This window comes from Nocardia sp. NPDC047038, assembly GCF_040644075.1.
Lineage (GTDB): Bacteria > Actinomycetota > Actinomycetes > Mycobacteriales > Mycobacteriaceae > Nocardia > Nocardia sichangensis.
Map to the genome: position 1 here is coordinate 567,617 of NZ_JBEYVQ010000003.1, position 24,048 is coordinate 591,664.

At 69.5% G+C, this 24,048-nt stretch carries 22 protein-coding genes; 11 read left to right on the forward strand and 11 right to left on the reverse strand.

What is annotated here, in order from left to right; genetic code table 11:
- Positions 1-7: 7 nt before the first annotated feature.
- From ABZ824_RS15810 to ABZ824_RS15820, 3 genes are all read right to left on the reverse strand, one after another.
- On the reverse strand, positions 8-1,444 hold the full coding sequence (locus tag ABZ824_RS15810; RefSeq protein WP_356963802.1) for an NAD(P)/FAD-dependent oxidoreductase: 1,437 nt from the start codon (positions 1,442-1,444) through the stop codon (positions 8-10).
- Between the two features lie 8 nt (positions 1,445-1,452).
- Positions 1,453-1,698, reverse strand: coding sequence for a DUF2630 family protein (locus ABZ824_RS15815; protein ID WP_355074698.1), 246 nt, complete (start codon positions 1,696-1,698; stop codon positions 1,453-1,455).
- Positions 1,699-1,782: 84 nt separating this feature from the next.
- Positions 1,783-3,153 carry a PLP-dependent aminotransferase family protein gene (locus tag ABZ824_RS15820; RefSeq protein ID WP_356963803.1) on the reverse strand — a complete coding sequence of 457 codons (1,371 nt, stop codon included), beginning with the start codon at positions 3,151-3,153 and terminating at the stop codon, positions 1,783-1,785.
- A gap of 80 nt (positions 3,154-3,233) precedes the next feature.
- Here ABZ824_RS15820 and ABZ824_RS15825 point away from each other — a divergent pair, with 80 nt between their 5' ends.
- On the forward strand, positions 3,234-3,914 hold the full coding sequence (locus ABZ824_RS15825; RefSeq protein ID WP_356963804.1) for a pyridoxamine 5'-phosphate oxidase family protein: 681 nt from the start codon (positions 3,234-3,236) through the stop codon (positions 3,912-3,914).
- 98 nt (positions 3,915-4,012) lie between these two features.
- On the opposite strand, the gene ABZ824_RS15830 is transcribed toward ABZ824_RS15825, so the two are convergent.
- Positions 4,013-4,732 carry a DUF4386 family protein gene (locus ABZ824_RS15830; protein WP_356963805.1) on the reverse strand — a complete coding sequence of 240 codons (720 nt, stop codon included), beginning with the start codon at positions 4,730-4,732 and terminating at the stop codon, positions 4,013-4,015.
- Positions 4,733-4,790: 58 nt separating this feature from the next.
- Between ABZ824_RS15830 and ABZ824_RS15835 the strand changes: the two genes are divergently transcribed.
- Positions 4,791-5,510 (forward strand): TetR/AcrR family transcriptional regulator, encoded by a 720-nt coding sequence (locus tag ABZ824_RS15835; protein ID WP_356963806.1) that lies wholly within the window; start codon positions 4,791-4,793, stop codon positions 5,508-5,510.
- On the opposite strand, the gene ABZ824_RS15840 is transcribed toward ABZ824_RS15835, so the two are convergent.
- The 3 genes from ABZ824_RS15840 to ABZ824_RS15850 form a co-directional block, all read right to left on the reverse strand.
- A complete protein-coding gene (locus ABZ824_RS15840) occupies positions 5,486-6,253 on the reverse strand; it encodes an MspA family porin (protein ID WP_356963807.1) in 768 nt (255 codons plus the stop codon). The two genes, ABZ824_RS15835 and ABZ824_RS15840, sit on opposite strands and share 25 nt — an antisense overlap.
- A 375-nt stretch (positions 6,254-6,628) precedes the next feature.
- Positions 6,629-7,870 (reverse strand): hypothetical protein, encoded by a 1,242-nt coding sequence (locus ABZ824_RS15845; protein WP_356963808.1) that lies wholly within the window; start codon positions 7,868-7,870, stop codon positions 6,629-6,631.
- Between the two features lie 4 nt (positions 7,871-7,874).
- Positions 7,875-8,636, reverse strand: coding sequence for a crotonase/enoyl-CoA hydratase family protein (locus ABZ824_RS15850; RefSeq protein ID WP_355074685.1), 762 nt, complete (start codon positions 8,634-8,636; stop codon positions 7,875-7,877).
- Between the two features lie 65 nt (positions 8,637-8,701).
- Here ABZ824_RS15850 and ABZ824_RS15855 point away from each other — a divergent pair, with 65 nt between their 5' ends.
- Together ABZ824_RS15855 and ABZ824_RS15860 are read left to right on the forward strand one after the other, a co-directional pair.
- A complete protein-coding gene (locus ABZ824_RS15855; RefSeq protein WP_356963809.1) occupies positions 8,702-9,352 on the forward strand; it encodes a TetR/AcrR family transcriptional regulator in 651 nt (216 codons plus the stop codon).
- The gene (locus tag ABZ824_RS15860; protein ID WP_356963810.1) at positions 9,339-10,958 is read left to right on the forward strand and encodes an acyl-CoA dehydrogenase family protein; all 1,620 of its coding nucleotides are present in this window, start codon (positions 9,339-9,341) and stop codon (positions 10,956-10,958) included. Before ABZ824_RS15855 ends, ABZ824_RS15860 begins: the two co-directional genes overlap by 14 nt.
- A 90-nt stretch (positions 10,959-11,048) precedes the next feature.
- On the opposite strand, the gene ABZ824_RS15865 is transcribed toward ABZ824_RS15860, so the two are convergent.
- The gene (locus ABZ824_RS15865; protein WP_356963811.1) at positions 11,049-12,206 is read right to left on the reverse strand and encodes an alpha/beta fold hydrolase; all 1,158 of its coding nucleotides are present in this window, start codon (positions 12,204-12,206) and stop codon (positions 11,049-11,051) included.
- A 111-nt stretch (positions 12,207-12,317) separates the two neighbouring features.
- Between ABZ824_RS15865 and ABZ824_RS15870 the strand changes: the two genes are divergently transcribed.
- Positions 12,318-12,911, forward strand: a complete 594-nt coding sequence (locus ABZ824_RS15870; RefSeq protein ID WP_356963812.1) for a TetR/AcrR family transcriptional regulator — start codon at positions 12,318-12,320, stop codon at positions 12,909-12,911.
- A 10-nt stretch (positions 12,912-12,921) separates the two neighbouring features.
- Here ABZ824_RS15870 and ABZ824_RS15875 read toward each other — a convergent pair whose 3' ends face one another.
- Positions 12,922-13,323 carry a nuclear transport factor 2 family protein gene (locus ABZ824_RS15875; protein WP_356963813.1) on the reverse strand — a complete coding sequence of 134 codons (402 nt, stop codon included), beginning with the start codon at positions 13,321-13,323 and terminating at the stop codon, positions 12,922-12,924.
- Between the two features lie 71 nt (positions 13,324-13,394).
- Between ABZ824_RS15875 and ABZ824_RS15880 the strand changes: the two genes are divergently transcribed.
- The 3 genes from ABZ824_RS15880 (at position 13,395) to ABZ824_RS15890 (ending at position 15,899) form a co-directional block, all read left to right on the forward strand.
- A complete protein-coding gene (locus ABZ824_RS15880; protein WP_356963814.1) occupies positions 13,395-14,306 on the forward strand; it encodes a LysR family transcriptional regulator in 912 nt (303 codons plus the stop codon).
- A 236-nt stretch (positions 14,307-14,542) separates the two neighbouring features.
- Positions 14,543-15,268, forward strand: coding sequence for a nucleoside/nucleotide kinase family protein (locus tag ABZ824_RS15885; protein WP_356963815.1), 726 nt, complete (start codon positions 14,543-14,545; stop codon positions 15,266-15,268).
- 82 nt (positions 15,269-15,350) lie between these two features.
- Positions 15,351-15,899: a potassium channel family protein gene (locus tag ABZ824_RS15890; protein ID WP_356963816.1), complete on the forward strand. Its 549-nt coding sequence runs from the start codon at positions 15,351-15,353 to the stop codon at positions 15,897-15,899.
- Positions 15,900-15,918: 19 nt separating this feature from the next.
- Here the strand turns inward: ABZ824_RS15890 and pgi are convergent, their stop codons facing one another.
- Entirely contained in the window at positions 15,919-17,556 is a 1,638-nt protein-coding gene (gene pgi, locus ABZ824_RS15895; protein ID WP_356963817.1) for a glucose-6-phosphate isomerase, read from the reverse strand.
- A gap of 213 nt (positions 17,557-17,769) precedes the next feature.
- Here pgi and ABZ824_RS15900 point away from each other — a divergent pair, with 213 nt between their 5' ends.
- On the forward strand, positions 17,770-19,227 hold the full coding sequence (locus tag ABZ824_RS15900) for an NAD-dependent succinate-semialdehyde dehydrogenase (RefSeq protein ID WP_356963818.1): 1,458 nt from the start codon (positions 17,770-17,772) through the stop codon (positions 19,225-19,227).
- A gap of 197 nt (positions 19,228-19,424) precedes the next feature.
- Positions 19,425-20,633 carry a hypothetical protein gene (locus ABZ824_RS15905; protein WP_356963819.1) on the forward strand — a complete coding sequence of 403 codons (1,209 nt, stop codon included), beginning with the start codon at positions 19,425-19,427 and terminating at the stop codon, positions 20,631-20,633.
- 148 nt (positions 20,634-20,781) lie between these two features.
- On the opposite strand, the gene ABZ824_RS15910 is transcribed toward ABZ824_RS15905, so the two are convergent.
- Entirely contained in the window at positions 20,782-21,075 is a 294-nt protein-coding gene (locus tag ABZ824_RS15910) for a chorismate mutase (protein WP_062977356.1), read from the reverse strand.
- A gap of 384 nt (positions 21,076-21,459) precedes the next feature.
- Between ABZ824_RS15910 and pcrA the strand changes: the two genes are divergently transcribed.
- Positions 21,460-24,045: a DNA helicase PcrA gene (gene pcrA, locus ABZ824_RS15915; RefSeq protein ID WP_356963820.1), complete on the forward strand. Its 2,586-nt coding sequence runs from the start codon at positions 21,460-21,462 to the stop codon at positions 24,043-24,045.
- Positions 24,046-24,048 lie beyond the last annotated feature (3 nt).

The window sequence follows — 24,048 nt, forward strand, 5'->3', positions numbered from 1 at the left end:
ATGGTAGCTACGCGCGCCGCGCCTCCAATAGGCGCAGCCAGAACTCGCTGACCGCCGGGAAAGCTGGCACGGCGTGCCAGAGGGTGGACAGCGGCACCCCGCCGACCACGGCGATCGTCGCCGCGTGCAATTGCTCGCCCACGTCGGGGCCCACGAAGGTGGCGCCGAGCAGCGTGTCGGTGGCGCGGTCGATCACCAGTTTCGCGTGGCCCGCGTAGTCGTCCCGGGACAACGCCGACCCGGCCACCTCGATGTCGAGTTCGACGGTCTCCACCGAGTGCCCCGCGTCCCTGGCCGCCGCCTCGGTCAGGCCGACCGCCGCGACCTCCGGCGCGGTGAACACCACTTGCGGCACCTTGCCGTGATCGGAACTCGCCACGAACCGCGGATCCTCCAGCGGCTTGCCCTCGGCCCGCGCGGCGATCACGTCGCCGCACACCCGGCCCTGGTACTTGCCCATGTGGGTGAGCGCGGCGCGGTGGTTGAGGTCGCCGACCACATACAGCCACTCGCCCTCGACATCGCGCGCGGTGAGGTGGTCGTCGACCGCGATGTAACCGTCGGACAGCCCGACCGCGTCCAAGCCCAGCCCTTTCGTGGCCGGTGCGCGCCCGGCCGCCACCACGATCTCGTCCACCTCCAGCGCCGACTCGCCTTCGGGACCGCGCAACCGGACCGTGACGGAACCGCCGTGGATCCGGCCTTCACCGGTGTCCTTCGCGACCGGGCGCTCGACGGAGGTGGGCTCGGTGCGGAAACGCACTCGCACGCCCGCGTCGGTCAGCGCCGCCGCCACCCGTTCGCCCGCGAACGGCTCGTTGGCGACCAGCAGCGCCGAGCCGCGCACCAGCAGGGTGACCTCGGCCCCGAGCGCGGCCAGCCAGGTCGCCGCCTCACTGGCCACCACGCCGCCGCCGACCACGGCGACCCGGCGCGGGACCTCGTGCAGATTGGTGGCGTCGCGGGAGGTCCACGGCAGCGCGGCGCGCAGGCCGGGCACATCGGGCACGTTCGCGGTGGTGCCGGTGGCGAGCACCACGGCATGCCGGGCGCGCAACTGCCGCCCGTCGACCTCGACCGAGCGCGTGCCGGTCAGGCGGCCGGTGCCGCGAACGACGTCGATGTGGTTGCCGCGCGCCCAGTCGACCTGGGCGGAATCGTCATGGTCGTGCACGAAGGCGTCGCGCCGCCGCAGCACCGCCTCGACGTCGAGGCCGGTGGCCGAAACGCCCGGCATCGCCCGCGCGGCCGCCAGGACGTGGCCCGGTCGCAACAGCGCTTTGCTCGGGATGCAGGCCCAATAGGAACATTCGCCACCGATGAGTTCACGCTCCACGATGGCGGCCGTGCGGTCGCTGCCCGCGACGGCGTAGGCGGCGGCGTTCTCGCCCGCCGGTCCGCCACCGATCACGATGACGTCGTAGTCGGCTGGTGTGCTCGACATCGCCGCGCCTACTGCAGGTAGCCCTCGACCTGCGAGACCGTATTGGCTTGGACCGCGTCCGGGGATTGGCCCTGATCGATCCGCGCCCGGCGGTGACGGAGCAGGTCCCAGGCCTGATCCAGCATCACTTCCAGTTCGGCCAGGCGCTGGCGTTCGGTCCTCGGGTCCAATTCGCCGCGAGTCGCCTGCGAGCGCAGCTGGTGCTCCTGGTCGACCAGTTCCTTGATGCGCGCCAAGATGTCCTGTTCGCTCATGGTCCGTCCTTTCCGGCAGGTGCGGGGCTCCGCGTGATCACGCTGCGCTGCCGCCTCCGGGCCTGTTCGCTGACCCCGACCATGCTACGGCCGGGCGAGGCACGCGGCGGCCTTCGGGACGGCCGCGGCGAGTTCCGGCCAGGACAGCGCCGTGTAGCCGAGCGCGACGCCGAAGTGGTCCCGGCGCGATCCGAGGTGATGTCTGGCCAACCCGTCCAGCGCGACACCGTGCGCCAGGCCTTCCGCGACCACGCGCAGCTCGTCCTCGGCCGACTCCACCGGCACGACGACGTGCGAACCCGCGTCGTCGCCGAGCACGCCGAGTCCGCGGCGGCGCAGTTCGGTCACCACCAGCGCCCGGCGCGGCGGCAGCATGCGGCGCAGCCTGCGCAGGTGCCTGGCCAGATCACCGTGTGCGGCGAAAGCGGCGAGCACGCGCTGGCCCGCCGTGCTCGGGCCGGTGCCGGTCCGCTCGCGGTGTGCGAGCACCGCCCCGGCTATCTCCGGAGCGGCGAGCAACCAGCCGACACCGAGACTGGGGGACAGGATCTTGCTGGTCGTGCCCAGGTGGACGACGACGTCCGGAGCCATGGTGGCCAGCAGCGGCAGCGGCGCGGTGTCGTAGCGCAATTCGCCGTCGTAGTCGTCCTCGATGACCAAGATCCCGGAGCGGCGCGCATGCTCCACCAGCTCGACCCGTCGCGCCGCGGGCATCCGCGCGCCGAGTGGGAATTGGTGCGCCGGAGTGCAGTACACCGCTTTGATCCGGGACGGCAGCGCGTCGACGCGCAGTCCGTGCGCGTCGACGGGAACCGGGACGACATCGAGACCGGCCGCCGCGAATGCCCCTGCGGCGCGCTGATAGCCGGGATCCTCCATGGCGACGGCATCGCCCGGCCGCAGCAGCGCCACGGCCAATTCGCCTACGGCGGAACTGGTTCCCGCCGTCGCGAGCAGCACGGTGTCGCTGCCCGCGCCGATCCCGCGGTGGCGCAGCAGATGCTCGGTGACCGCCGTGCGGAACTCCGGTTCGCCCGCGCGGTCCTTGCGCACGAGCGGGGAGTGGTCCGCCGCGGCGCGCCAGGCGCGGCGCCAAGCGGCCGGATCGATGGCGTCGACGCACGGCGCACCGGGGGCGAGGTCGAACAGCTGCGGCGCGGCGTCGGTGTCGTCCACGGGGTCGGTGCGCGCGGGCGCGGCGGCCGGTGCGGTCGTCAAGTAGGTTCCGGAGCCGCGTCTGCCGTCGAGCCAGCCCTCCGCGTGCAATTGGTCGTAGGCGGCGGCGACCACGGTGCGGCTCACGCCGAGCCGCCCGGCCAGCGCGCGAGTGGACGGCAACCGGTCGCCGCCGCGCAGCGGCCCGCTGGTCGCCGCGCGGCGCAGTTGGTCGGCGATCTGCACCGACAGCGGTCGCGCCAGGTCGCGATCGAGGTCGAGGGGAAGGTCGTCCAGCACGGCTCCTCCTCGAAGTGGACTGCTGAGAATCATTTGAATTGGCACTTTGATAATGCCATTAGCGGATCGATGCTGGGTTCATGACCGAAACAGTCAGCCCACGGGCTCCCCTCTCGCCGACGCCGCGCAGCACGCCGACCCGGCTGACCGACCGTGCCCGCACCGATCGCGCCGACTTGGACGCGGTGCTCGACGCCGGGCTGATCTGCCACTTCGGTGTGTTGCTCGGCGGCACGCCGGTCGTGTTGCCGACCGCCTACGGCCGCGACGGCGACACGCTATACCTGCACGGCTCCACCGGCGCGGGAAACCTGCGCGCGGCGCTCGCCGCCGACATCTCGGTGGCGGTGACCTTGGTCGACGGCGTGGTCTACGCGCGTTCGGCCATGCATTTCTCGATGAACTACCGCTCCGCGGTCGTGCTCGGCCGGGCGCGGGAGGTGACCGAGCACGACGAACGCCTGCACGGGCTGCGCGTGATCGTCGAGCACGCCGCACCGGGCGCGTGGTCGCGCGTGCGGCCTCCGAGCAAGAAGGAGCTCGCCGCCACGAAGGTGCTCGCTCTCGACCTCACCGAGGCATCGGTGAAGGTCCGCGCCGGCGGCCCGAAGGACGACCCGTCGGACATCGACAACGGCGGCGTGTGGGCCGGTGTCCTCCCGCTGCGCCAGGCTTGGGATTCCCCGATCGACTCCACGGACCTGGACCCCGGCGTCCCGGTCCCCGCGGACGTCCTGGAGCGCTCGGCCTCCGTCCGCTGACCGCTTGTGGGGTGTGGACGACGAACACGAGTCCGGAGGTGGCGGCGAGATCGACCGCTGAGCGTGATCCGCACGGCCGCGTCGCGTTTTCGTGCGCGTCACAGCGGGTGCGGCACGTCGATCGGCTGCGCGGGCGTGGACTCGTGGCGGGCCGCCGAGGCGGCTGGGCGGCAGGCGAGCAGCGCCGCGAAGGCCAGCAGCCAGATGCTCCACAGCACATAGCCCACGAAGTTGGTCCGCGCCATGAGCGGGATGTCCAGCGGGACGAGTACTCCGCTGAGCACCAGGACGGCGCAGACGCAACCGAGCACGCTCCACGCCGCGGGCATTCTGTGCCGCAACGCGATGGCGACCAGGGCCGTCCACGCGGCGGTGAGGGTGTATCCGGCCGTCTCGCCGAGGCCGGTGCCGAGCACCGCGCCCAGCACCTCGAAAGTGCGCACGGCCGAGGAGCCGGGGCCTTCCTCGGCGGCCCGCGCCGCCAGCGCCGGAACCGCTAGGGGCCAGCGCAGCAAGCCGATCGCCTGTACGGCGGCGGCCGCGACGCCCGCCGCGACGGCGGCGCGCATGGCCGGTGCGCGGTCCAGCCTGCCGATCAGCACCGCCAGCGGCGCCAGTGCGGCGGCTGCGACGGCCAGCACGACGAACCAGGCGACGACGGCGGTTTGGTTGTGCCGGAACAGGGTGAGCACTTCGGCCGCGGGTTCGCGTAACACGTGCGGATAGTCGAAGGCCGAGCCGAGTCCGGCGAAGGCGACGTTCAGGGTGATCGGCGCGGCCACCAGCAGGGCGATGGCGGGCCAGGGGCGTGCGGGCATGGCGTCTCAATTCTGGCTGTACGGGGTACAGGTAGCTGTACGGGGTACAGTCAACCGCGTGGCAACGGCGAAGTCAACACCAGGAGAACGCAGGACCAGACCCGAGCGACGGGCGTTCAGCGACACGCAGATCGTCGATGCCGCCATGGAACTCATGGACGAGGGCGGTGTCGCCGCGGTGTCGATCCGATCGGTCGCGACTCGGCTGGGCGTGAATCCGAACGCGGTCTACACCTACGTCGCGAGCCGGGCCGACCTGGAGCGCGCGGTGGTCGAACGGGTGCTCGGAGCGGTGCCGGTCGCCGTGCTCGCCGACCCGGGCGTCGAACCCCGCGCGGCCGTCCTGGAATTCGCGCGTGGACTACGAACCGAGGTGCGGAGACATCCCGCGGTGGCGGGGTTGATGATGAGCGCGCCCATGGACGGCGATGCCGCACGAGACGTCGGGGAGGCGTTGCTGAACTGTCTGGCCAGAACCGGCCTCTCCGAAGAGGACTGCGCCCGCGCGGCCTACGCCGTGGTGGTCCAGGTCATCGGCTCGCTCGCCATGGAAGTCGCGGAAACCGACGGAAGACCACCGCTGGCGCCGGAATCCGAGCGGATCGCCGGGCGCGCGGCCGCCTTCGACACCGTCGACGGTGATCGTTGGCCGCGCACCCGGGCGAGTGCCGCCGTACTGGCGCAATGGATCTCGGACGCGCAATTCGACTGGGGACTGCGCGCGCTGCTGGACGGATTGGTGCGGCGCGACGGTCAGAACCAGAACGGGGCGCCATAGCCGGTCGTTTGCGCGGTTGCCCTTTTCGAATCGGCCCGTACGGTGACAAAAGGCATGGCCGAGGCCGGTGAAAGGCAACCGCTGATATTCAACGGGGTATTGGTGTGCGCGAAAGTGTAAGGGAATTCGGATTCCCCGTCGATTTCCGCCGCGCCGACCACCGCCGCCGTGACCGAACCGGGGGCCAGATTCACCGCGAGTTCGCCGGCGACGCCCGCCTCGACGCCGATACTGGGCTGGATGGCGACGGCGGCGCCGACGCTGACGCTCGGCGGCGCCATCAGTTGCAGGGAGGGCATCATCATGTGCTGATCGGGCATGTTCATCTGCAGGGAGGGCGCCTCGAAGGTGAGGGACCCCTCCAGGCCGAAGGAGGGCGCGATCCCGGCGTTGATTCCGACGCTGGGTGAGATACCGATCGAGATGCCGTTGGAGATGTCGACCGCGCAGCCGACCAGATATCCGACGGCGATCTCTCCGCCGCGCAGCGCCGTGGGGCCGTCGAGAGACACCGAGAAGTCTCCGGACACCCGCACCGAGTGCACGAACGGAATTCCCGGCGCGATGTCACCGGCGGCCGCGAAGTTGTTGGCGTTCGCCGACGCGATCAGATGCAGTCCACCGGCGTTGATCTCTCCTGGCGCGGCGCCCGCTGCGGAATCGGAAACAGCGAAAGCGCCGGTAGCGGTCACAACCACCGCGATGATCGCGGCAAGAGTACGCGAATGCCTTCGGTTCATCATGCTCCAGTCGAGTATCGATGGAATCGGAACTTCTTGCGCGAAACGGACTTGCACGGCAAATGGGTCGTCGCGGCCCTCGCTCGGCATACGCCGCAGACTTTATCGGGCAGTGCCGCCGACGGCGGTGATCCTGCCGACACGGCGAGTCGGCCGACCCGACCGATCGCGGTCGTCGGCATTCGCGCGATTCGCCGTGACCGGCGAGCGAAACTATCGGATTTCATACCAGGTCGACAAAACTCACCGCTGTTCGCCGAAATTTTGCGCGTGTCGGGTGAACTCGCCGCGCGAAAATCCGTGAGTCGGCTGCGCGCCCGTGGATATGCCCGCCGCTCGGCGGGCGCGCCCGTGGCTCGGCGCGTCAGTCCGCGGGATTCACCACGCGGAGGCGTGCAAGCCCGCGGATTTCACCGCGCGCACCGCCAGTTCCCGCAGCACACCGGCGGACTCGATCCGCTCCGGGTCGAGAGAGACCAAGCTCAGTACGTAATCGTCGCCGATACGGCAGAGGTAGCCCGAGAGGCGGGTGCGGGGCAGTCGCGAACTGGTGAGGCCGGGATGGATGGCGCGAGCGGCGACGCCGGTGCAGCGGTGTGGGCCGAGTTCGAGCAACGAGGCCGGGAGCGTGCCGATGTTGGAGCACAGAACGTCCCGTTCGCCCGCACCTTTGGACAGTGCGTAGGCCCAGCGGTCCGGAATCACCTGGAGGAGTTCTTCGGGCATGTCGTTCGGCGCGGACATGCGGTGCTCATAGGCGGAACGGGCCAGCGCGCGGATTGTCGCCGGGGTGTCGGCGCGGGTGATCGGGATGCGCGTCATGGCGAGATCGTTGTCGACGCGGGGTTCGTCGCGGGTGTCGACGGGCAGACTGGTCTCGATCGTGTCTCCTGGAAACCCGCTGTCCCAGAGCACGCTCGCGACGAGGTGGATGAACAGGCTGTTGGCCGTGCCGCCGTCGCGCGCCGCCACGCGATCCCACTCCGCGGCCGGGCATTGCAGGATCGCGCTGTGCGTCGCGTTGTCGGCCCTGCGCGTCCGTTCGTCCCGGCTCGGCGCGGCGGGTTGCCGCGGAACTCCGTGCCGTAGCGCCGCCGCGGTACCGCGCAGGACGATCGACCACTGGCGGCGGGCGTCGGCCCAGTCCGATTCCCGTGCGGAGAGATCCGCCGGACGTACCCGAGCGCCGCCCAGTGCGTCGTCCACCGCGAGCACCAGCGCGCGCCCGTCGGCCAGCACGTGCGAGCACGTGAGGGAGACGACCGAACCGCCGTCATCCAGCGCCGCGGTCGAAAGCCGCCACCCAGGGCCGTATTCCGGATCGAGCCCGGCGCCCTGCGCGTCGGCCCAGTCGAGCAGGTTCGCGACCGGGAGGACGCCCTCGGCGCGGCGTATCGGATACGCCCGGACATTCGGCCGCCAGGCCCGGCGAGCTCCCGGCACGCGCGGGCGAACCACTCTGCGTCCCAACGGGCCCGACCGCAACGCCTCGTGCACCCGCGCCAGCAGTGCGGGGTCCACCCGGTCGGCTGTCCGCCACAGCCCCTGCAAGGCGATGGGTGTGCCGAGCCCCCGGTGGCTACGCAGGAAGATCTCGTCGACGACGCTCAGCCGGCCCATGGACTCAGGCGCGAGCGCCGTGCCGGCCCGCGCCGGCCGCGAAGCGCTGCGCGCCGTCCAGCGCGCCGTCGGCCAGCGCCGTCAGCCCGTGGCGGAATTCGTTGCGCAGCGCGGACTCCTCGGTCATCCCCTCCTGCTCCAGCATCGACATCCGGTCCGAGCGCAGGCAGGTCTGCGGCAGCGCGGCCAGTTCGGCGGCAAGCGCCTCCGCCGCGCGGCGGGCTTCGCCGGTGGGCACCACGCGATTCACCAGCCCGATTCGCAGCGCCTCCTCGGCGGCGACCGCGCGGCCGGTGAGCACCAGGTCCATGGCGCGGCCCGCGCCGATGATCTGCGGCAGCCGGACGGTGCCGCCATCGATCAGCGGGACGCCCCAGCGGCGGCAGAAGACGCCGAACGTGCTGTCCTGTTCGGCGACCCGCAGATCGCACCACAACGCGAGCTCGAGCCCGCCCGCCACCGCGTAGCCGGAGACCGCGGCGATCACCGGCTTGGACAGCCGCATCCTGGTCGGTCCCATCGGGCCGTCACCGTCCTCGGCGGCCCGGTTGGAGCGCTCGGTACCGAGTGCCTTCAGGTCGGCTCCCGCGCAGAAGGTGCCGCCGTCGCCCCACAACACCGCGACCGCCGCATCGGGGTCGGCGTCGAACTCACGGAAGGCGTCGGCCAGCGCCGCGGCGGTCGGCCCGTCCACGGCGTTGCGTGCTTCGGGCCGGTGCAGGATCACGGTCGTCACGGGGCCGTTGCGTTCGATGAGTACCGTCACGCGCTCGACCATACGCCGTAAAAGCACCCTTGTGTGAAGAAATGAATTCATGCTTCACTTCTTGGGTGGCCTACCGCAGAACTCCCGCTGTGCAGGCCCGCCTGGACGCTCAGGCGGGGCTGATCGTGCAGGCCGCGACGAAGGTGCTTTCGCGCGGCGGCTACGCCGCGCTGTCCATGGCGGCGGTCGCGACCGAGGCGGGCTTGGCCACCGGCACCGTCTACAAGAACTTCGACGGCAAGTCCGCGTTGGTGCGGGCGGTGTTCCGGAAGGTGGTCGCCCGCGAGGTCGCCGCCGTGGCCGCGGCGGGCGCGCTCGGAACGGCCGTCGAACGGGTCACCGCGGCCGTGGAGACCTTCGCGGGCCGCGCGCTGAAGAACCCGAACCTGGCCTACGTGCTGCTCGCCGAGCCGGTCGACGCGGCCGTGGACAGTGAACGCCTGCACTTCCGGCGGGCGTTCGCCGAGACCTTCGAATCGGCGGTGGCCGAGGGCATCGCGCGGGGCGAGATCCCGCCGCAGGACCCGAGGATCAGCGCGGCCGCATTGGTCGGCGCGATCGGCGAGGTGCTGGTCGGGCCGCTCGCCGACGCGCCGCACGGCGAATCCGTCGTCCCCGAGCTCACCGCTTTCGCGATGCGCGCACTCGGCGTGCGCGACGACCCGGGCGCGGGTGGCGCCCGGCTGGAAACAGGAGTGTCAGATGCAGACGCATGAAGTCTTCAACCAGGTGCCCGACATCGTGCCGTTCGACGTGTCGCGCAATCCGGCGCTGCTCGAGGGCCTGCACCGGGAAGGGGCGGGCTGGGCGGAAGCCGAAGTGCGAGAACTGGGCGCGCTCGCAGGCGGCGCGCAGGCGCAGGAGTGGGGCAGGCTGGCCAACGAATACCCGCCGGTGCTGCGCACGCACGACCGTTACGGGCACCGCATCGACGAGGTCGAGTTCCATCCGCACTGGCACGGCCTGATGCGCGTGGCCGTCGAGCACGGCCTGCACGGCGCCCCGTGGCTGGACGACCGGCCGGGCGCGCACGTGGCGCGTGCGGCGAAGTTCTACACCTGGGGCACCGCCGACGCGGGCCACATGTGCCCGATCTCGATGACCTACGCGGTGGTCCCCGCGTTGCGGCACAACCGGGAACTGGCGGCGAAATACGAGCCGCTGCTCGGCTCTCGCGTCTACGAATTCGGGTTGCGCGAGCCGTCCACCAAGGCCGGGCTGATCGCGGGCATGTCGATGACCGAGAAGCAGGGCGGCTCGGACGTGCGCGCCAACACGACCACCGCGACGCCGCAGCCGGACGGCTCTTACCGGATCGTCGGCCACAAGTGGTTCACCTCCGCGCCGATGTCGGACATGTTCCTCACCCTGGCGCAGGCGCCCGGCGGCCTGTCCTGTTTCCTGCTGCCCCGGGTGCTGCCGGACGGCACTCGCAACCCGATCCGCATCCAGCGACTGAAGGACAAGCTGGGCAACAAGTCCAATGCCTCTTCGGAGATCGAGTACGAGAACGCCTCGGGCTGGCTGGTCGGCGCGGAGGGCGCGGGCGTCAAGACCATCATCGAGATGGTGAACATGACCAGGCTGGACTGCGTGATCGGCTCCGCGACCGGTATGCGGGCGGGCGCGGTGTACGCGGTGCACCACGCGCGGCACCGGAAAGTGTTCGGCGCCGAGCTGATCGACCAGCCCGCCATGCGCAACGTGCTGGCCGACCTGGTGATCGAGTCCGACGCCGCGACCACCGTCATGATGCGGCTGGCCGGGGCCACCGACCGGGCGGGCGGCGATCCGGCCGAGGCGGCACTGCGGCGCATCGCGCTCGCGGTCACCAAGTACTGGGTGTGCAAGCGGGCGCCCGCGCATGCGGCCGAGGCGCTGGAATGCTTCGGCGGCAACGGATATGCCGAGGAATCCGGTATGCCACGGCTGTACCGGGAGGCGCCGCTGATGTCGATCTGGGAGGGGTCGGGCAATGTCGCCGCGCTGGACGCGCTGCGTGCCATGGGGCGTCAGCCGGAGACGGTCGAGGCGTACTTCAACGAAGTGTCGCTCGCCAAGGGCGAGAATCCGCGCCTGGACGACGCGATCGCCCGGGTCGGCAAGGAGTTGTCGGACCTCAACGACATCGAGTACCGCGCGAGGCGCGTCGTCGAGCTGATGGCGCTGGTGCTGCAAGGCGCGCAGCTGGTCCGGCACGGTCATCCCGCCGTCGCCGACGCGTTCTGCGCGACCCGGCTCGGCGACGACTGGGGTATCGCGTTCGGCACACTGCCCACCGGCGTCGACACCGGCGCGATCATCGAACGGGCATTCGTCTGAGCCTGCCGAGCAACCGGGGACCGGTTCAGGTGAAGCGGTCCCCGGAGGCGAGATGTCCGAATCGGCCCAGTAGCCCCCACGCCGCAGATCTCAGAGGGCGTCGAGCCAGGTGAACATGTGGTGGAGCAGGGTGGAACGGGCGCCGTAGGCGCAGTGCTCCCCGGCGCCATCGACACTGTGCAGGGGAACCAACGTTGTGGGGCAGGTCAATTCGCGGTGTAGGCGCTCGGGCTGGCCCGCGAAGAAGTGGTCGTTGTCCGGGGCGAAGATGAGGGTGGGCGCCGTGATGCGATCGGCGAGGCCGTCGAGGGTGTATTCCCTTGTGCAGCGCAAGTATTCGGAAATAGTGGCGGTGCCGAAGGACCACGGGCCGTTGCGCAGCGCCCACCGTGTGCCGGTGTGGTTGGCCATCATCAGATGCGCGACCGGATCCGCGACGTCATCGCGGCCTGCCATGACCCACTCGGCGGCGACGGCCGGGATGCTCGCGAAGTTCACGTCGTAGTAGCTGTAGATGCCGCCGTCGAGAATCAGTCCGGCGACGCGGTGTTCGAAGGCGGCGGCCCGCGGGGTCAGGAAGCCGCCGAGGCTGTAGCCGTAGAGGTAGACGTGCTCGGCGTCCACTTCTGCCCGCGTCAACGCGTAGTCCACGACCGGGGTGAGGACCGCTTCCCAGTCGGGGCGGAAGAACAATCGCTGATGCCGCAACGCGGCGCCCTGGCCGGGGCCGTCGTAGGCGAGGACGTTGTAGCCGCGCGGCAGTGCCGCGGCCGCGAGGGCGAAGTACGCCTCCTCGGCCGGGGAATCGAAGCCGCTGGTGAGAATGATGGTCGGCCGGGGTGCGCCGGAGTCGTCGGCCAGGAACAGCAGGCCGGGCAGATGGGTGTCCTGGTAAGGGATCTCGACTGCCTCCACGGGCGTGTCCATGAGTTGGGCGGCTTCGGCGAAGGTGTCCTGGGCCCGTGCGAACAGGTCCTTCGCGACGGGATCGTCGAACGGATCGTCGCGGCGGAAGAACTCGGCGGTGCGGTAGTAGTTCGAGGCGCGCAGCAGCGCCTGTCTACCTCCGAGCGCGCGCGCCCGGTCTCCCGCGACGGTCCACTGTGTGCACCATGCCTCCTCGTCACCGTCGGGAACGGCGCGTGCGACAGCCAGCACCTCGCCGAGATCGGCGCCGCCGAACTCGGCGAAGCAGGCGGTCCGCAGCGCCTCGAAGGCAAAGGACTCGTCATCGAACAGGAACTTCACCGGAATCTCCTACGTCTATCCGACTACGTCAACACGATGGCGTATCGACGTTGAAACCGTAGATTACAACTACGTGTAAACGCAACCGTATCGTCGTGGCATGATGGGGGCATGACAGCCGAACGACGCCGTCCCGCCGGGGCCGCCGTAATGCAACCGCAGGTGACGGAGGCCATCGCCGAAGCGGTGCTCGCCGAATTGGCAGAGGTCGGCTACGGCCGGCTCTCGATGGAGGCGGTGGCGCGGCGGGCCGGCGTCAGCAAGCCGACGGTCTACCGGCGTTGGCGATCGAAGGAGGAGATGGTGGCCGCTCTCGCCTCGACTCTGGCGGTCGCGGCCGCCGAGACTCCGGACACCGGCACCCTGCGCGGTGATGTCCGGGCCTATCTGGAGTCGGCGGCGAGCATGCTGTCACATCCGTTGGCAGCCAGGGTTATTCCCGATCTGTTGGCGGAGGCGTCGCGCAATCCGACACTGGCGCAGTCGCTTCTGGTCGGTGCGCGGGACACGCGGCGCGAGCGGGCCGCCGACATGCTGCGGCGGGCTATCGCCCGCGGCGAGCTGCCCGCGGATCTGAACATCGATCTGGCGCTGGACGTGCTCGCCGGACCGCTTTATTGGCGGCTGATGATCGTGGGGATCCCGATCGAGCCGGATTATTTGGGCCGGCTCACCGACTTGCTCATCGCGGGTTGGCGAGGCTGAGTCCTGACTCTCAGGCGGGGCGGGTCAGCACGCGTTCGACCAACGCGGTGTCGCAGTACTCGACCACCTCGCGCAGCTTCCCGTCGGCGACCCGAAAGACGAAGCAATAGGTCTGGTTGTAGGTCTCCCCGCGCGTGGTCACGGCCTCGGCGCGGGCCTGCACGACGACGCGGTCGTCGGCTGCGACGATCGTGTCCGCGGTCGAGCGGTATGCGGTGAACTGAGCCATCAGCGGACGCAGGAGTCCTTCCAGCACAGCTGATTTCGGCTGCCACGTACCGCTCCAGGACCAGTCGCCGGGGAAGACCCAGCGGAAGTCGTCGGCCATGGCGTCGCTGAGTGCGCGGGTGTTGCCGAGGGACATCTGCTCGAAGATGTCGGTGAGCAGCCTCTTGTTGTCGATCGCGGTCATGCCCACGACGCTAGGGCCGTCCGTGGTATGCGACAAGCGACTGTCTCGCATATGTGATATGAGCGTTGCGCATGGATGAGTTCACCGTCTCCGGTCTCCGCGTGGTGCGGGAAGCCGCCGCCTGCGGGTCCTTCTCGACGGCCGCGGAGAACCTCGGTTACACCCAGTCCGCGGTGTCCAGGCAGATCGCGCTCATGGAGCGGGCGGCTGGCCGCGCGCTGTTCGAGCGACACGCCCGCGGCGTGCAGCCCACCGAGGCGGGGCGGATCGTGCTGCGGCACGCGGACGTGATCCTCGGCGAACTGGAGCAGGCTCGGCACGACATCCGTCATCTCACGGCGCGCCCGGCGGGCCGCCTGCGCGTCGGTGCGTTCTCCACCGCGATGGCCGCCTTGGTGCCCGGGGCGATCTCCGCGACCCGTGACCGGCAGGTGCGGATCTCGCTGCGCGAGGGGCTCAGTCCCAGACTGCTCACCGCCGTCTCGCGCGGACGCCTCGACCTCGCCGTGGTGACCGCGCCGGACCCCTTGCCCTCCGGCGTGGAGATCGAACCCCTGGTGGAAGATCCGTTGCTGGTCGCGGTCCCGCCCACGCATCCGCTCGCGGGCGCCACCAGTGCGACCCCCGAGGTATTGCGCGATGAGCGATGGATCGCGGGCAGCCAGGAGCCGTCCGCCACCCTCCTCGGTGCTTGGCACGACCCGGACTGGGAGCCGGACATCGCGTTCGTCGCGCGTGATTGGTTCGCCAAACTCGGTCTCGTCGCGGCCGGACTCGGTATCACGGTGGTCCCCGGCATCGCCGTCCCCGTGCTGCCGCCGACCGTCGCGCTGCTGCGCATCGACCACCCCGCCGCGGTTCGGCGCACGGTCATCGCGCATCGTGGCGACCGCGGAGCCGCCGATTCGCGCGGTGCGTTCGCCGAAGCGCTGCGCGACCGAGCGGCCGACTTGTCCGCCCAGGTACGCCAGCGCCTTCGCTGATCGCCGCGTTGTTCTCGTGGACCGGACCACGGGGGCAGCGCCACGCACGGACACGGCGACAAGCCCGCGCCGCATACGCGTCCGCTCCCGCCCTCCTGGAGCGTGATCCGCGCCTTGCCAGGCTGGAGCCGGGCAAGCGCGCGTGCCATCACTCTGTGGACAAGTGTGGATACCTTTGCGAGGCGCGAGCGCCGGTCAGCGGAAGTGGCGATCCGAAGCGGCGGACCGCCGGTAGTGTGGCGGCGGTCGCAGGGCAGTTCGTCGACAGACCGTTGAGCTGGTTGGTCCGGCGGGTGCTGGATCGGGCCGGGCGGGGAAGGTATCTGCTCGGCATCACGGGGCCGCCCGGCGCGGGCAAATCCGCCTTGTCGATCGCGTTGCGCGACGCGATCAATACCGAGGCGGACGGAGCGGTCGCCGAAATCGCGCCCATGGACGGATTCCACCTGTCCAACGACGTCCTGCGGGCGGCAGGAAGCCTTGCGCGCAAAGGTGAGCCGGACACTTTCGATGTCGACGGTTACGTTTCGGAGCTGCGCCGCCTGCGCACCACGCCGGTAGGCGAGCCGGTGCCGTGGCCCACATTCGACCGGTCCATTGATGCCCCGGTTCCCGGTGGCGTGGTGTTCGACCGGCAGTCCATCGTCCTCACCGAGGGCAACTACCTGCTGCTCGACGACTTCGGGACGCGGCGGTGGTCCGCGGTTCGCCCATTGCTGGACGAGTGCTGGTACCTGGACGCCGCGCGCGACGTGATCGAGAATCGCCTGCTGGACCGGCACGTTCGCGGTGGCCGCACCCCCGCGGCGGCACACGACAAAGTGCACCACAGCGACTTGCGCAACGCTGACCTGGTCGCGACCACCCGCGAGCGCGCCGACCTCTTGCTGCGCTGGCATGCGGGAGGCTATGCGGTGGCCGGTCCGCCCCGGGCAGCAGCAGTCGATCCGAGCGTCTCGTAGTCGACGCGTTTCTGGGATCGCCACGCGCATCGTCCGGCGCGTGTGGCGTCTCTTGGGCTCCACCTGGGCCGATGATGGAGGAATGACGGAGAATCGCGCAGTCGGCAGGTTGTCGCGTGCCTTGCACAACCTGCTGGCCGTGGTGTGCGCTCTGCTGTTCTACTACTTCCTGCCGCTGAAGGCCCTGCATCTGGACCGGTTGGCCGGCGTGTCGGCGTTGCTCGCGTTCGTCGTCGGCGTCGCGGGCTTGATCTGGTTGGCCCGGTGGCGCATTCGGCGGTACATCAGGGATCCGCGCGCGACCGTCGGGCGCATCAACGACGTGCTGCTCGTGGTCTGTGTCGTCGTCACGTTCTTCGCCCTGTACTACTACGTGCTGGAACAGCGCGCACCCGGCCAGTTCGAGGGCCTGCACACGCGGACCGACGCGCTCTACTACACGATGGTCACGCTGGGCACGGTCGGCTACGGCGACGTGCACGCGGTCGGGACCGCCGCCAAGGTGGCCACCATGGTGCAGGTCGCCTTCGACCTGGGCGTCATCGGCATCCTGATCGCGATATCGACCTCACACATCATCCAGCAGTTGGACGAGGCGCAACGCAACCGTCCCACGGGCGGCGGCGACTAGCGCCGAGCGTCGCACGCGATCAGCGGTTGGCGCGGTACCAGCGAATGAGCGAATCGGTCGACGAGTCGTCCTGCGGTTCGGGCTCTTCCGCCGACGTGAGCAGCGGCGCCAAGGCCAGCGCCTGCTGTTTGCCGAGTTCGACACCCCATTGGTCGAAACTGTCGATGCCCCAGATCGTGCCCTCCACGAACACCTGATGCTCGTAGAGCGCGATCAGTTGACCGACGACCGACGGGGTGAGTCGCGGCGCGAGGATGGTGGTGGAGGGACGGTTGCCCGGCATCACCTTGTGCGGCACGATCGCCGGATCGGTGCCCTCGGCGGCGATCTCCTCCGCGGTCTTCCCGAAGGCGAGCACCTTGGTCTGCGCGAACAGATTGCTCATCAGGATGTCGTGCATGCTGCCGGTGCCGTCGCTGGTCGCCAGATCGTCGGTGGGCTGGGCGAATCCGATGAAATCCGCCGGAATGAGGCGGGTGCCCTGGTGCAGCAATTGGTAGAAGGCGTGCTGGCCGTTGGTGCCCGGCTCGCCCCAGAAGATCTCGCCGGTGGAGGTGGAGACCGGGGTGCCGTCGGCGCGGACCGACTTCCCGTTCGACTCCATGGTCAACTGCTGGAGGTAGGCGGGGAAGCGGGCCAGATCGTTCGAGTACGGCAGCACCGCATGCGATTCCGCCCCGAAGAAATTCGAGTACCAGACACCGAGCAGGCCGAGCAGCACCGGAGCGTTCGCCTCCAGCGGCGCCTCGGCGAAGTGCCGATCCACCGCGTGCATACCGGCGAGGAACTCCGCGAAGCGCTCCTTGCCGACGGTCGCCATCACCGACAGGCCGATCGCGGAGTCCACCGAGTAGCGGCCGCCGACCCAGTCCCAGAAACCGAACATGTTCGCGGTGTCGATCCCGAACCTCGCGACCCGCTCGGCATTGGTGGACACCGCGACGAAGTGCTTGGCCACGGCGTCCTCACCGAGCGCGGCGACCAGCCAGCGCCGGGCCGCGGTCGCGTTGGTGAGCGTCTCCAGGGTGGAGAAGGTCTTGGACGCGACGATGAACAGGGTGGTGGCCGGGTCGAGCCCGGCCAGCTTCGCGACCAGGTCGGCGGGATCGACGTTGGAGACGAACCTGGCGCCGATGCCCGCGTCCTCGTAGTGCCGCAGCGCCTGGTGCACCATGACCGGACCCAGATCCGATCCGCCGATGCCGATGTTGACCACCGTCGTGATGCGCTCGCCGGTCGCTCCCCGCCACGCGCCGGAGCGCAGCGCGTCGGTGAACTCGCCCATCCGCCGCAGCACCTCGTGCACCTCGGCGCCCGCGTCGACGCCGTCGATGACCATGGTCTCGCCTTCGGGCAACCGCAGCGCGACGTGGCCGACCGCGCGGTCCTCGGAGGTGTTGATGTGCTCGCCACGGAACATCGCGTCGCGACGATCGGGCACGCCCGCCTCGCGCGCCAATTCCACCAGCAGATGCAGGGTTTCGCGGTTCACGCGGTGCTTGCTGTAGTCGATGCGCAGGTCCGCCACCTGGACGGTCAGCTCGCTGCCCCGGGCCGGGTCGTCGGCGAAGAACTCCCTCAGGTGTCGTCCCGCGACGGTGCCGTGGTGATCGTGCAGTTTCCGCCATGCCGCCGTCGCGGTGATGTCGCTGCTCACGTTCGCCGAGACTACAAGCAGGCACCGCCGCGCGCACGGCTGCGGGCGCGGAGAGTCGGTCGAATCGGCGTCGAAAGTGGACACCCGTTGCCACACCGGACTTACCCCGACCGTGTACCCGAGGGCGCAACGCGCGAGCCATGCGGTGGACGTGGGTCCGATCCGGGGTCCGCGTCCGTTCCAGGATGAGGTCTCGCGGCATAGGCTGGCCGCATGGTGTCCGAACGTGAACTTCTCGAATCCGTGCCGACGCAGTTGTGGATCGGAGGGCGGGCCGTCGACGCCACCGGTGCAGGTACCTTCCCGGTGCACAATCCGGCGACCGGGGAGGTGCTGGCGAACGTCGCGGACGCGACGCCGGAGGACGCGCTGCGCGCACTCGACGCGGCCGTCGCGGTGCAGGACGAGTGGGCGGCCACGCCCGCCAGGGAGCGCGGGGAGGTCCTGCGGGCGGTGTTCGAGCAGATCACCGCCCGCGCGGAGGAGTTCGCCCTGCTGATGACCCTGGAAATGGGCAAGGCGCTGCCGGAGAGCCGCAACGAGGTGCGCTACGGCGCCGAATTCTTCCGCTGGTTCAGCGAGGAGGCCGCCCGCGTGCACGGGCGCTATCTGCACGCGCCTTCGGGCACCGGCCGGATCATGGTGCACAAGCAGCCGGTCGGCCCATGTCTGGCGATCACGCCCTGGAATTTCCCGCTCGCGATGGGGACGCGCAAGATCGGCCCCGCGCTGGCGGCGGGCTGCACGATGATCGTCAAGCCCGCCTCGGCGACGCCGCTGACCATGCTGCTGCTCGGCAAGCTGTGCAGCGAGGCGGGACTGCCCGACGGCGTGCTTTCGGTGCTCACCTCCAGCCACTCCGGCGCGGTGACCCAACCGTTGATCGACGACGCCCGGCTGCGCAAACTCACCTTCACCGGCTCCACCGAGGTGGGCAAGAAGCTGGTGGAGAAATCCGCGAACCGGTTGCTGCGCACCTCGATGGAACTCGGCGGGAACGCGCCGTTCGTGGTGTTCGCCGACGCCGACGTCGATGCCGCGGTGCAGGGCGCGATGTTGGCGAAACTGCGCAACGGCGGCGAGGCGTGCACCGCCGCCAATCGTTTCCACGTGCACAACAGCGTGCTCGAGGAGTTCACCACCAAGCTGGTCGAGGCGATATCCAGCAGTGTGCGGCTCGGGCCGGGCGCCGACCCGGACACGACGCTGGGCCCGCTGATCAACGAGGAGCAACTGCGCACGGTCGGCGAATTGGTCGACGACGCCGTCGCGAAGGGCGCACAGGTGCTGATCGGCGGCAAGGCGCCCGACGGCCCCGGCTGGTACTACCCGGCCACCGTGCTGCGCGACGTCCCGCCGCAAGCCAGGATCCTGCGCGAGGAGGTCTTCGGCCCGGTCGCGCCGATCGTCGGCTTCGACACCGAGGAAGAGGGGCTCGCCGCCGCCAACGACACCGAATTCGGGCTGGTCAGCTACGTCTACACCCGCGACCTCGATCGCGCGCTGCGCATCGCCGAGGGTTTGGAATCCGGCATGGTGGGCGTCAACCGCGGCGTCATCTCCGACCCCGCCGCCCCCTTCGGCGGCGTCAAGGAGTCCGGCTTCGGCCGGGAGGGCGGCACCGAGGGCATCGAGGAATACCTCTCCACCAAATACATCGCGCTCACGTGAGAGCGTGCCGCGGATTCCGCGCCACTGAAGGCGATCGATCGCGCACCTGAGGGTCGAATCCGGCCTGTCGGCGCCGACCGCCCAGCCCCCTGCTTTCCGGGGGACGACTTCGTCGATCATCGACACTAGCCTCTACCTGGGGTCCGAGGAGGCGAAGGGGCTGATCGTGAGAAGGTGCGGGTGCCGGTGACGACTGATTGAGCAACGGCATCGTCAGAGCCTTCTTGCGGGCCGTGGACGATCTGAAACGGCTGACCAAGAGGGAAGCCGAGGGCCTTGCGGACATGAAAACAGGCGCGGCCCGCGCTTCCCGGGAAGTCGTCGATGTGCACACGCACGGTGACGCCGACGGTGCGCTCGCGATCCGACGTGCGGCAGGTGGCGATGCCGGTCCCGGGCGGGATCTGTGCCCCCCGCCGCCGGACCGAGCGTCGCTGAGCCGGGCCGGACAGAGACTCGAGGCCGAACTGAATCGACGTTTCGGCGAGAACGGACCGACCAACGAGCAATTGGGCGACTTCATAGCTCGCCGTCGGCTGTCCCGGCTGGAGCAATACGCCATCATCGACCGGAGAATCGAGGAAACAGCGGCTTCTCTCGGCCGGGACAGCGCCGACGTACGCGAGCAGATGCGGCGTGAACTGACGGACGCGCTCGACGGGAAACCGCTCGCTATCCGCGTCCGCGACAACGAACTCGTGGCAATTCTCGAGGAAGGGCGAATCAGGGGCATCCGCGACCCCGTGGGCGATCGCGCCCATGCCGAAGCCGAGTGGTTCGGCCCGCACGTCCACGACAACCCGCCCGTCTACGGCTACGTTGCCATGGACGGTGTGCGCCCTTCACAAGACGGCCTGATCGATGCCTTGTCGGAGCTGAACTACGGCGACAATCAGATCTACCTGAAGCCCGAGGTCCGGTCACGAACGACCATCACGCTCGGTGACTCGATGGTGGAGAGGGACCTGGTGATACCCTCCCCCGTGGAAAACCCGTCGGAATACTCCTATGGCGCCGGAGCGCACGGTATGGCTCCCATCGGCCGCGACTATCTGGGAGCGGACTTTCGCGCCGGCCATTTCTTCGAAGCCCAGATGTTCGATCTCACGACCGCGGACATAGATTTCATCGGGTTGCACCAGCCACCCGGTGCGGCGTTGCGACAGGCGCTGGACCAATCGGGAATAGATTGGCGTGTTCTGACCAATCGCACGATCGCGGCGGAGGGCACTCCCGCGGAACGAGCGGCCGCGATCGAACGGACGAGTCAGGACCTCGAGCATCTTCGCCATGTGCATCCCGCTATCCGCTCGCAAGCGGAACGTCTCGGAGCCGAGTTGAGGGCCGACCTGCGTGTCCTGAACGATTCCCCCGCAGGCGAGGGACCGGCCGCCGAACCCGGATAGCGTCGGTGGACGCCTTCCATCAAGCCGACGGTCTGGAAACCTTCCGCGCTCCCTCCGGGGGCGGACATGAAGTGACCGCCCCGGGTGGCATAGCCCGGGGCGGTCTATTCGAAAGCGACGGTCTCGCGAGCGCCGCGTTGGGGTCAGATCAGTGGCCGAGACGACCGCGGCCGAGGCGAAGCAGCAGCATGGCGAGGGTGTGACCCTCTTGGCCGAGCTCGCTGAAGCGCTCCAGCACCTTCATCTCGCGACTGTGCACGAGGCGCGGCCCGCCTGACGCCATGCGCGTCCGGCCGATGATCCGGGAGATCTCCGTCCGGCGCTTGATCGCGGCCAGGATCTCCGCGTCGAGACGGTCGATCTCCTTGCGGAGCTTGTCGATCTCGGCCTCGGTCTGCGGCAGCGCGGATTCGGACCCGGTCGTCGTGGCAGGGGTGCTCATCATTCATCTCCTCGTGTCAGAACATGGATCGGCGGGTGCCGAAGGCTCGTTACCGATCAGTTCTTTCACCGTGAAACAGACCTGGTGGGGCCTTGTATTGTCCCCCCAGAAGGCGTGCTCAGGTACAGGCTCCGCGATCCCGGCGTTCGGCTGGCAGCCGAATCGGATGTCTTGCGAAAGCGCTGAGCATGTCGCCAGTGTGCCACGGGTAGGGGGGTATGCAAAACGTATACGTTTGGCAATGTCGCGAGAAACGCAGGTCGTTTCGCCCGCCCTTCCCATCAGGGGGAGTTCACCCGCCGTTCAGTCGACCGGCGCCGAACCGATACCGATGTCACCCGGGGCTTCATCTCTGTCGGTGCCCGCCGGTAGCGTGGATGGACGATGGACATCACGGTGGCTCCCAAGACGCAGGGCGGTCGGGTCGTGCACCCGGATCCGACATCGAAACCGCAGCTCGCCGGCGGTAACGCGGCGGAGGGGCGGCAGCCTGCCTCCGTTCCCGAGGCGCCGCCAACGGACGCCGAGCGCGAACGGCAGCGCGTCGAGCGGGAACAGCGGCGCGCCGAGGAGGCCGAGCGCCTGCTCGACAGCCTCAATCCACAGCAGCGCGCGGCGGTGGTGCACACCGGATCCCCGCTGCTCATCGTGGCGGGCGCGGGCTCGGGCAAGACGGCCGTGCTCACCCGCCGCATCGCCTACCTGCTGGCCGCCCGCGGTGTCACGCCGGGCCAGGTGCTGGCCATCACATTCACCAACAAAGCCGCCGCGGAGATGCGGGAGCGGGTGACCGGGCTGGTCGGCCCGCGGGCGAACGCCATGTGGGTGTCGACGTTCCACTCCAGTTGCGTCCGCATCCTGCGGACCCAGGCGGCGCTGCTGCCCGGCCTGAACTCGAACTTCTCGATCTACGACGCGGACGATTCGCGGCGCCTGCTCACCATGATCAGCCGCGACCTGGACATCGACGCCAAGAAGTACTCGGCGCGCCTGCTCGCGACGGCGATCTCGAACCTCAAGAACGAACTCATCGACCCGGCCCGCGCCACCGCCGACGCGGAATCGGACGACACGGAGCTGCCCGGCCTGGTGGCCAAGGTCTACACCGAATATCAGCGCAGGCTGCGCTCGGCGAACGCGCTGGACTTCGACGACCTGATCGGCGAGACCGTGGCGCTGCTGCAGCACCACCCGCAGGTCGCCGAGTACTACCGCCGCCGGTTCCGGCACGTGCTGGTGGACGAGTACCAGGACACCAACCACGCGCAGTACGTCTTGGTCCGCGAGCTGGTCGGCCACCACGTGGAAGGCGGCGACGAGGACCGGGTGCCGCCGAGCGAACTGTGTGTGGTGGGTGACGCCGATCAGTCCATCTACGCCTTCCGCGGCGCGACGATCCGCAATATCGAGGAGTTCGAGCGCGACTTCCCCGACGCCGAAACCATTCTGCTGGAGCAGAACTACCGCTCCACCCAGCACATCCTCTCCGCCGCCAACGCGGTGATCTCGCGCAACGAGAACCGGCGCGAGAAGAAGCTGTGGACCGATTCCGGCGAAGGCGACCTGATCACCGGTTACGTCGCCGACAACGAGCACGACGAGGCGTCCTTCGTCGCCCGCGAGATCGACCGGCTGGTCGACCAGGGCGAGGCCAACTACGGCGACGTCGCGGTGTTCTACCGCACCAACAACAACTCTCGCGCGCTGGAAGAGATCTTCATCCGGATGGGCCTGCCCTACAAGGTGGTCGGCGGCGTCCGCTTCTACGAGCGCAAAGAGGTGCGCGACGTGGTCGCCTACCTGCGCGTGCTGGAGAACCCGGAAGACGCGGTGAGCATGCGCCGCATCCTCAATACGCCCCGCCGCGGCATCGGTGACCGAGCCGAAGCCTGCGTGGCTGTCCATGCCGAACAACGCGGGATCGGTTTCGCCGCCGCCCTGCGCGACGCCGCCGAAGGCAAAGTGGCGCTGCTGAACACGCGCGCTCAGCGCGCCATCGCCGGCTTCCTGGAATTGCTCGACGACATCAGGGCCGCGGGCGAACAAGCGGAGTCCGACTTCCCCGACCTGGGCAACGTCGTCGACGCGGTGCTCGAGCGCACCGGTTATCGCGCCGAGCTGGAGGCGTCCGACGACCCGCAGGACGGCGCCCGGCTGGACAACCTCAACGAGTTGGTCAGCGTCGCGCGCGAGTTCAGCTCCGAGGCGCGCAACAACGCGGAGGCCGCCAGGCAGGAGGGGCTGTTGCCCGAGGTGGGCGAAGGCGAGCCGGATCCCGGTTCGCTCGCCGCGTTCCTCGAGCGGGTCTCGCTGGTGGCCGATACCGACCAGATTCCGGACGAGGGCTCCGGGGTGGTCACGATGATGACGCTGCACACCGCCAAGGGGCTGGAATTCCCGGTGGTGTTCGTGACGGGTTGGGAAGACGGGCAGTTCCCGCACATGCGCGCACTCGGTGATCCGACCGAGCTGGCCGAGGAACGCCGCCTCGCCTACGTCGGCATCACCAGGGCCCGGCGGCGGCTGTATCTGACGCGGGCGGTGGTGCGTTCCGGCTGGGGCCAGCCGGTGTCGAACCCGGAATCGCGTTTTCTGCAGGAGATTCCGGGTCATCTCATCGATTGGCGTCGGCTCGAGCCCGCCGGTTCACCCGCGACGAGGGGTCTGCGGCGGCGTGGCGGGGACGACGACGGGCTGGAGCGGGACTGGACCCGCGGCGACGGCTGGGCGGAGCCGCGTCCCGGCTTGCGTGATCGCGGTCCGCGCAGGCCCGCTCCCGGCGGCGCGACCCGCAACAACACGAATTTGGTCCTCGCCGTGGGCGATCGGGTCAGCGACGACAAGTACGGTCTCGGCCGCGTGATCGCGGCGGAGGGCTTCGGCCCACTGGCCACGGTGACCATCGACTTCGGCACTGCGGGCAAGATCCGGTTGATCCCGCAGTACAGCCGGACGTTGGTCAAGCTATGAGCC

Excerpts from the sequence above, each read along its gene's own strand:
- ABZ824_RS15900 (WP_356963818.1), top strand. The coding sequence starts at position 17,770 with ATGGTGTCCGAACGTGAACTTCTCGAATCCGTGCCGACGCAGTTGTGG.
- ABZ824_RS15840 (WP_356963807.1), bottom strand. The coding sequence starts at position 6,253 with ATGATGAACCGAAGGCATTCGCGTACTCTTGCCGCGATCATCGCGGTG.
- ABZ824_RS15825 (WP_356963804.1), top strand. The coding sequence starts at position 3,234 with ATGACCGAAACAGTCAGCCCACGGGCTCCCCTCTCGCCGACGCCGCGC.
- ABZ824_RS15890 (WP_356963816.1), top strand. The coding sequence starts at position 15,351 with ATGACGGAGAATCGCGCAGTCGGCAGGTTGTCGCGTGCCTTGCACAAC.
- ABZ824_RS15860 (WP_356963810.1), top strand. The coding sequence starts at position 9,339 with ATGCAGACGCATGAAGTCTTCAACCAGGTGCCCGACATCGTGCCGTTC.
- ABZ824_RS15845 (WP_356963808.1), bottom strand. The coding sequence starts at position 7,870 with ATGGGCCGGCTGAGCGTCGTCGACGAGATCTTCCTGCGTAGCCACCGG.
- ABZ824_RS15815 (WP_355074698.1), bottom strand. The coding sequence starts at position 1,698 with ATGAGCGAACAGGACATCTTGGCGCGCATCAAGGAACTGGTCGACCAG.
- pcrA (WP_356963820.1), top strand. The coding sequence starts at position 21,460 with ATGGACATCACGGTGGCTCCCAAGACGCAGGGCGGTCGGGTCGTGCAC.
- ABZ824_RS15810 (WP_356963802.1), bottom strand. The coding sequence starts at position 1,444 with ATGTCGAGCACACCAGCCGACTACGACGTCATCGTGATCGGTGGCGGA.
- ABZ824_RS15880 (WP_356963814.1), top strand. The coding sequence starts at position 13,395 with ATGGATGAGTTCACCGTCTCCGGTCTCCGCGTGGTGCGGGAAGCCGCC.
- ABZ824_RS15875 (WP_356963813.1), bottom strand. The coding sequence starts at position 13,323 with ATGACCGCGATCGACAACAAGAGGCTGCTCACCGACATCTTCGAGCAG.
- ABZ824_RS15910 (WP_062977356.1), bottom strand. The coding sequence starts at position 21,075 with ATGAGCACCCCTGCCACGACGACCGGGTCCGAATCCGCGCTGCCGCAG.
- ABZ824_RS15830 (WP_356963805.1), bottom strand. The coding sequence starts at position 4,732 with ATGCCCGCACGCCCCTGGCCCGCCATCGCCCTGCTGGTGGCCGCGCCG.
- ABZ824_RS15870 (WP_356963812.1), top strand. The coding sequence starts at position 12,318 with ATGACAGCCGAACGACGCCGTCCCGCCGGGGCCGCCGTAATGCAACCG.